This is a genomic window from Bradyrhizobium algeriense, from assembly GCF_003062295.1.
Taxonomy (GTDB): domain Bacteria; phylum Pseudomonadota; class Alphaproteobacteria; order Rhizobiales; family Xanthobacteraceae; genus Bradyrhizobium; species Bradyrhizobium algeriense.
Genome location: NZ_PYCN01000080.1, coordinates 1 through 7,658, shown reverse-complemented (window position 1 = coordinate 7,658; position 7,658 = coordinate 1). Strand labels below are relative to the sequence as shown.

Annotated in this window: 2 protein-coding genes and 5 pseudogenes; 6 read left to right on the top strand and 1 reads right to left on the bottom strand. The window is 59.2% G+C overall.

Features of this window, described 5'->3' with window-relative positions; translation table 11 throughout:
- Positions 1-130 precede the first annotated feature (130 nt).
- Both C7G61_RS41540 and C7G61_RS47165 read left to right on the top strand, forming a co-directional pair.
- A pseudogene (locus C7G61_RS41540) lies at positions 131-439 on the top strand (transposase); the annotation flags it as partial.
- Positions 440-575: 136 nt separating this feature from the next.
- Positions 576-1,306, top strand: a pseudogene (locus tag C7G61_RS47165) (aminotransferase class I/II-fold pyridoxal phosphate-dependent enzyme); the annotation flags it as partial.
- A gap of 104 nt (positions 1,307-1,410) precedes the next feature.
- Here C7G61_RS47165 and C7G61_RS41530 read toward each other — a convergent pair.
- Positions 1,411-2,559 carry a TlpA disulfide reductase family protein gene (locus C7G61_RS41530; protein ID WP_108523292.1) on the bottom strand — a complete coding sequence of 383 codons (1,149 nt, stop codon included), beginning with the start codon at positions 2,557-2,559 and terminating at the stop codon, positions 1,411-1,413.
- A gap of 200 nt (positions 2,560-2,759) precedes the next feature.
- Between C7G61_RS41530 and pdxR the strand changes: the two are divergent.
- The 4 genes and pseudogenes from pdxR to C7G61_RS45370 all read left to right on the top strand — a co-directional run.
- Positions 2,760-4,061: pseudogene (gene pdxR, locus C7G61_RS41525) on the top strand (MocR-like pyridoxine biosynthesis transcription factor PdxR); the annotation flags it as partial.
- A gap of 99 nt (positions 4,062-4,160) precedes the next feature.
- Positions 4,161-4,789: pseudogene (locus C7G61_RS41520) on the top strand (FMN-binding negative transcriptional regulator).
- Positions 4,790-4,859: 70 nt separating this feature from the next.
- Positions 4,860-5,485 (top strand): annotated as a pseudogene (locus C7G61_RS41515) (LysE family translocator).
- A gap of 572 nt (positions 5,486-6,057) precedes the next feature.
- Positions 6,058-6,222 (top strand): globin family protein, encoded by a 165-nt coding sequence (locus C7G61_RS45370; RefSeq protein WP_190242248.1) that lies wholly within the window; start codon positions 6,058-6,060, stop codon positions 6,220-6,222.
- Positions 6,223-7,658: the final 1,436 nt, after the last annotated feature.

Genomic DNA, 7,658 nt, shown 5'->3' with positions numbered 1-7,658 from the left:
AAGAAGTGAGCGATCTTCGCGAAGGTTGGATGGAGCATGCCGACCGCGTTCTGGCGGATGAACAGATCATAGCTGCGGTATATGAGGCGCTGGCGAGACGGCATCCCAAGAGCCGCAGTCGTGGCCGACTGCTGGATTTTACTCCGCCAGGAACGAAGCTGCAGCGAAAGCCAGAGGCGTCAAACGCGTCTGCATTCCCAATCGCTCTACCAAAAGCGCCGAGCGCAAGCGTGAGCAGAAAAAGCGCTGGTTCCGTAACGGTCAGAAATGGCGAACCGGATGCGAGGGACGTATCAGCGTCGTCAAGCGGCGACACGGGCTCGATCGCTGCCGCTACAAGGGCAGCATCGGAATGAAACGCTGGGTCGGCCTCGGCGTCGTCGCCGACAACCTCATCAATATCGGACGCGCGATGGAAAACCAGTCACGCCAACCGTAGTCCGTCCCAGCTCAGTCTGGCCTCTCAAGGCCCCGCCAGCCCCTGGCGGGGCCTTGTCGTTGTCCGCGCGGTTGACCAGTCTGGTTAGAAGCGCGAATTTTGCGCCGGAAAGTAGTCTAGGCACCGCACCCCGCGAATGGGAGCGCGTCAGATCTACGAAGCGCTTAGGGATCAGATCCTGGGGCGCGTGTACGGCGCCGGTGGGCTGCTGCCGTCGTCCCGCGCCCTCGCCGGGGAACTCGGCGTGTCTCGCGGTACGGTGACGATCGCCTATGAGCAACTCGCCGGCGGAAGGCTTCATCGAGATCCGCCATGGCGCACGACCGCGCGTTGCACAAGCTGTTGTCGAGAGGGGGCGCGTGCGCGCGACGTGGCGGCCATTGTCACGGAAGGTGCGACTGTCGGGCTACGGTGAGCGTTTGAGACAGGTCGCGCCGCGCTCGGAGGAGCAACCTCGCAACCTCCTCGCAAATTTTCGGTATGGTGACCTCTCACCTTCGGATTTCCCCGTGCTCGCGTGGAAAAGAGCCGCGGTCCGCTGCAATGACACGGCGGCCCGCGAGATTGGCCTACAACGATCCTTGCGGCTCTCGACGGCTGCGGATGGCGCTGCAGCCCTATCTCTGGCGTTCGAGCACCGTGCGATGCGAAGTGGATCAAATCATCATCGTGAACGGTTCGCAGCAAGGGCTCGACTTGTGTGCGCGACTGCTGCTCAACTCCGACGATCGGTTCGTCATGGAAGACCCTGGCTACCTGATGGCAAGGCACGTCTTCTCGGCCACCGGGGCAGCCGCGGTGCCGATTCCGGTCGACGTCGAGGGACTGGACACGGCGCGGCTTGCGAAGATCGAAGCGCGGCTTTCCTTGTGACCTGCGTGTCGCAATCACCCTGAATGATTCTGCTGGTCGCGAGCGCTTCGAAGGCGCTTAAATAGCCCCGATCGTGCATCTTCGATTAACATCCCCCTTCATGTCTCCTCCTGCGGCTGCATTTTGGGAGCTCCAGGAGACTTTTCCTGCGAAATCGAACAAGACCCGCTGCAACAAACCTTCTCGCCCCTGTAGTTGGCCAAGGTTTGGAGCAACCGCGGCATATAATACTTTTTCGTAGCTTCCCTCATAGCGTCCGGCATAGCTTTCGGATCGTCTAGCCATGTCATTGCCCGCTCGATCAGCTCGATCGCGCGTTGCTTGTCACCACTCTCGTAGTAATACTGAGCGACCACCCAATAAGAATCACCGCTAGCTTGCCCAGAATTGAGGATATGTTCCGACACATCCCTGCCGATCGCAAAGCGCTCGGCACGCGGAAGGTGGGCCTTATCGTTCTCCGGATCAAACAGTTGCCGCATCACAGTAGCCAGCCCATGCACAGCCTCTGACTGTTTCTCAATCGCATCTCGAACCAGTTGGCGTAAGACCTGGAAGCCGGTCGCCGTGTCGCGCATTTTGTGAAGCAACAGATCCGCATGAATCTCGCGGAACTCGAGATTGTCCGGCATCGCGGCAATGCCCTCTTCGACCGCTGAGAGCGCTGTCGGCCAATCCTTTGCTTCCATCGCCGGTTCAATTGTCTGGAGGATTGAGAGTTCGCGCGCCAAGCGTTGGTCTGCCGCAATCCGTTCCGCATCAGCGGCTTTAGCTTGATAGCTGGTGCGCCAAGTGCCGTTGATAATTTTCGGCAAGACGTCGTCGATTTCGATCGGATGACCGATAAAGGCAATGTGGCCGTCGCGGTCGACGACGAACGATGTCGGAATCCCAAGAGAAGAGCTGGCATCCATCCAAAGCTTGTACATTTCGCCTGTACTGTCGAACCCGATTCGATAGTTCAGATTTGAGAACTTTTCAGTCAACCATGCGTCCAACTTGGTGCGAGCCTGATCCGCCGTTGGTGCTTCTTCACTAGCTGCGACTCCGACGACCTCAAGCCCCTCGTCTTGGTATTTTGATTGCAGCTCTATCAGATGGGGCATCACCCCCACACATGGGCCGCACGAACTTGCCCAAAATTCGACGATGTACACTTTCCCGGGCTGGAAGTTCGTGAGGGGCTCGCCACGCAGCCAGTTCTCGACTTTGAGCGAAGGAGCCGGGGACGCCATGCACAGCACCATGATTTTCTCCCAATGTTGCTTGTTGCGCGACCTTGTCGCTTCATCTGAGTTAGCAATCAACGTGCCAGGCTGTCCCCGCGCACTAAGCACATGACAAAGCTTTGAAAAACATCCACACGCCCAGTAGGGTACCCTGCATGTAACCTGACATGCTTTGCGCCGACGTCGGATTTTGGACACGCATCGCGCGCTTCGTGCCGGCGGAAGGCTTCATCGAGATCCGCCATGGCGCACGACCGCGCGTTGCACAAGCTGTTGTCGAGAGGGGGCGCGTGCGCGCGACGTGGCGGCCATTGTCACGGAAGGTGCGACTGTCGGGCTACGGTGAGCGTTTGAGACAGGTCGCGCCGCGCTCGGAGGAGCAACCTCGCAACCTCCTCGCAAATTTTCGGTATGGTGACCTCTCACCTTCGGATTTCCCCGTGCTCGCGTGGAAAAGAGCCGCGGTCGCTGCAATTACACGGCGGCCCGCGAGATTGGCCTACAACGATCCTTGCGGCTCTCGACGGCTGCGGATGGCGCTGCAGCCCTATCTCTGGCGTTCGAGCACCGTGCGATGCGAAGTGGATCAAATCATCATCGTGAACGGTTCGCAGCAAGGGCTCGACTTGTGTGCGCGACTGCTGCTCAACTCCGACGATCGGTTCGTCATGGAAGACCCTGGCTACCTGATGGCAAGGCACGTCTTCTCGGCCACCAGGGCAGCCGCGGTGCCGATTCCGGTCGACGTCAAGGGACTGGACACGGCGCGGGTTGCGAAGATCGAAGCGCGGCTTGCGTACGTGACGCCGTCGCATCAATTTCCGCTGGGCGGCGTCATGCCGATCGCGCGTCGGCACCAGTTGCTCGCCTGGGCAAGGAAGTTCGATGCCTGCGTAATCGAGGACGACTACGACAGTGAGTACCGATACGACACGAAGCCGGTCCCCCCGCTGCACGCGCTCGCAGGTAGCGAGGACGTCATCTATCTTGGGACCGTCTCCAAGACGCTCTCGCCTACACTGAGGATCGGCTATCTGGTGGTGCCCTCTGAACTCCAGCCCCTGTTCGCCGCGGCCAAGCAGATCATGGACAGGCACACGCCGCTGATCGAGCAGGAAGCGCTCGCGACGATGCTTGAGACCGGTGCATACGATAGGCACGTCAAGCGTGTCCGACGGCGCAACGGCGAGTGCCGGCAAATCCTGCTCGACGCTTTGCGCCGCAGATTTGGCGACCGAATCCAAATCGACGGCGCAGCCGCCGGCTTGCATGTGGTGGTCTGGTTTCGCGATCTGCCCCAAACGTCCGAAGCAGCGTTGATCGAGGCTGCTCGCGTCAAGGGCGTGGGCATCTATTCGGTCGCCCCCCTCTTCAATCATCGTCATCCTGGCCGCCGGCATCAGCCGGACGTTATCGGGCTTGTCATGGGTTACGCCGCACTGGAGGCGCGCCAGATCGAGCGCGGCTGTCAGCTTCTGGCTCAAGCGGTCGATCAGCTTCGTTCGCGGCGATTGTCCTAGTCGCATGCCCCTCCAACTGGACCATCAAAATCAGTGATAACTGGCAGTTCTAACCGTACCAGGCTCGGTCTATCTCAGGAACGAGAACGGAGAACCGCCATGTATGTGCCCCCCGCCTTTAGAGATGACGAGGTCGAAAGCATCCGCGCGACCATTTGCTCCGCCGGCCTCGCCAACCTGGTCACGGCCACCGCGGACGGACCGATTGCGACACCCTTGCCGCTCTTCCTCGATGAGACCGAAGGAGAGCACGGAGTGCTGTACAGGCACTTGGCGAAGGCAATCCATAATGGCGTTCGGCTCCGACCGGCGAAGCTCTGGCGATCTTCATGGGTCCGGAAGCCTACGTGACACCCTCATGGTACGCGACCAAGCAAGAAACCAGGAAGGTGGTGCCGACATGGAATTACATCGCCGTCCACGCGTACGGGCCGGTTGAGTTCTTCCAGGAGCCCGAACGTCTGCTCGAGGTGGTCACGCGCCTAACGAACATCCATGAGAAGTCGCGCGCGAAGCCTTGGGCCGTCAGCGATGCCCCCGCCGATTTCATTGCCTCCCAGTTGCGAGGGATCATCGGAGTGCGCATTCCGGTCACCAGGTTCGAGGGCAAGCGCAAGATGAGCCAGAACCGGCCCGAGGCTGACCGCATCGGCGTCGCCGCCGGCCTTGCGGCGTGCGAAAAGCCGCAGGATCGGGAAGTGGCTTCCCTCATTCCGATTCCGGCCTGAGGTTAGCGTAATCATCGTGTGCGAAGACCGGCCCTAGACGAACTGGTTGATGCGATTAGATGGGTGGACGATGCCGGATTTCCAGACCTTCTTCCTGTTCTTGGCAGCGTCGCTGCTTGTGGCGATCACGCCGGGGCCAGGCATCTTCTATATCGTGGCGCGAACGCTTGTCGGCGGCAGAACGGAAGGGTTGGCATCGAGTGTTGGCCTAGGTCTCGGCGGCCTTGTGCACGTGTTCGGCGGCGCCGTTGGCATATCTGCGCTCGTCATGGCAAGCGCCGAGGCATTCACTTTTTTGAAGATCGCGGGCGCCCTGTATCTCATCTGGCTCGGGCTCAAGACCTGGCGCGAAGCGCGCATTGTCGAGCCGACCGAGGTGCAGACGACCGGGGTGGGTCGGGCCTTCCGCGACGGCATCATCGTCGAGGCACTAAACCCGAAGACGGCCGCATTCTTTCTCGCCTTCATCCCCAGTTTGTCGACCCATCCGCGAACGTCGCCGCGCAGTTCATCGTCCTCGGGCTCATCTCGGTTGCACTCAACACCAGCGCCGACTTGGTTGCGACCCATTGGGCTGCGAAAGCGAGAGCCGGCCTTGCTAGGCGACCGTCAATCCTCGCCAAGATGCGACAGGTGTCGGGTGCCATCATGTGCGCACTGGGAGCTACGCTAGTCTTTGCCCCTCGCGCGGGTTGATATCTGAGGTGGCTCATATCGATCGACATCGTGCGCTTGTCTGAATGTCTTCTGTCGCTAGACCGGCCATGGCCGAGACGCAGCAAAATCGACGCGAATGCCCCTTTTGCGAGATCGGGAATGGCCGAGTTGAATCCGAAATTCGCTCCGGAGCGGACACCCGGACATTCCCGGCGAGCTGCGCGTCCCCCAAAAGAGCAAATCGTTGACGTAGATCATTTCCCGACACTACCAGGAATCGTATGCTGCACCTGGGAAATGAGGGACGTTCCACATGGCACTGGGCTCAATAGCACATCACGAAAAATGCCCTCAGTGTAGCTCTGGATTAGTCCACCTCGAGTGGCATGAACGCGCCAATGGGCAGGAAGTTCACGATCTTTGGCACTGCTGGAACTGCAAAAACGAATTTGTGACCGTCGTCACTTCTGAGAGAAGGAGCCGTCCGTCACTGAGATCACAGAACTATTCTTTACCAGCCTGCTAGTCTGATCAATGACGCCCGAGCAGGTGGGCCTTACAAGGAAATCATTCGATGCGATGTGGCAGTTGCGCCGCGATGTCGCTGACCTGTGTTACAGTCGGTTCATTGGACGAGCCCCGATGCAAGAGACCTGTTCGCAAGCGACATCGAGCGGCAGCGGATCACGCTGATGGACATGATCGCGGCGCTGGTCGGCTCGCGCGACGAGCGTCCGCTGCTCCGGTCGGTACCCACGAATTCCGCAGTTCTGTGACGAGAGCGAGAAATGGCACCCCAGCCTATTGTCCGCAGAGGTGTCAACGCGGCCCCGCTTGCTTTTTGCTCACCGCCTATCCAACTGCGTTACAGGCTGAAGGCGTGGATACTTGCAACGCCATATTGTCCGATGCACTACTAACAAAGCGGGTTGGGACAAACGACCGAAGTTATCAAGCCGCAGAGCATTATTGGGCGTGCAGCGCCAACAGCAGCGAAATTCAGCGCCACTTTCAAGTCTCAAAAACTCGGCAAACTGGGGCTAGCGAAGGCGGTGGGTACGCGGGTGTCACTATACAGGGCTCTCACAGCACGCTCGTCGCCGATCACAGTAACACCGACGAAATCGAGCCTGGAAGCGGCTGAACTGCCTAAGGACTGATCGTCAGCAGAACGAAACGGCAGCAGGTTTTCTTTCCGAGCAGTACCTCGGACCGGGCGTCGCCGAAACTGGGCAAAATGTATAGCAAGCCGCGATGGGTTGCAGTGCAGCGGCCGTCGCCAAAAGCTGGAATAAATTTCACCGTAAGCTATCACAGCTACGAAGTCGCCCTTCCAGTGATAACCGAATTCACGGTTCATCGCGGCAGCACCTTAGAAAGAATCGCTCACGGCGCGAGAGTATTGATCGGGACCAAAGCATCTTTTATCAGACGAGATTCGAGCACTGACACAACCATTACCCTGAATGCGGTACGAGGCGGTAGCATTGCTGTTTCCTGCCAAGTATTCGTGCCAAAAGATCAACCTCCGCCCGAGCCGCCAAAGCCGAGTCAAGTGCGATAGAATTCGAAGTTGCTGGATCCGCTACCGTCTCGGTCGGATGCTGTGGTGGAACCTACGGCACGGGCCGAAGAGCCACTGGGGGTGGGAATGAGCATGGGTGAGGCCGAACAAACCGGCAGGACCTTTAGGAGCAAAACGGATCGGTGAGACAAGATTTAAGCTCTCGTGGTTCCTGGCAAACGCTAGGCTGGATTAGTTTCTGAGGTTGGCGGCTATCCAGGGCCAAATGAACACTGGGTTCTCATCATTGAGTCTGAGATTCATGGACACTTAAGGTCTGGGCATGGCGAAGGTGTCGAGCGGATTGACTTTAGCGAGACGGAACGGCTCGTTCGCGACAGCGGAATGAAGTTATTGAGGATTGGCGATATCTGATTCCATATGGCGCAGACATTTTGAGCCATCCGAGCCGGCATTTTCGCAGATTAGAATTTCGATACCTGCGGGCGACGAGGGCATGATTCTACACTGCGGTCGGCTCGGCACCCGCAAGCTGGCGGGAATGGATCGGCGCCGAGGGGCTCTATCCCCGAGCGCAGCACACGGAGAGTCCCTTCAGCGAGGCTTCGCCGTCCAACTCCCGCTTGCCTGCGGGAAAGGCGGACAGAGGCGCTGTCAAGCGGCTTCCGCTGCGGCGGGCTGGTGGGT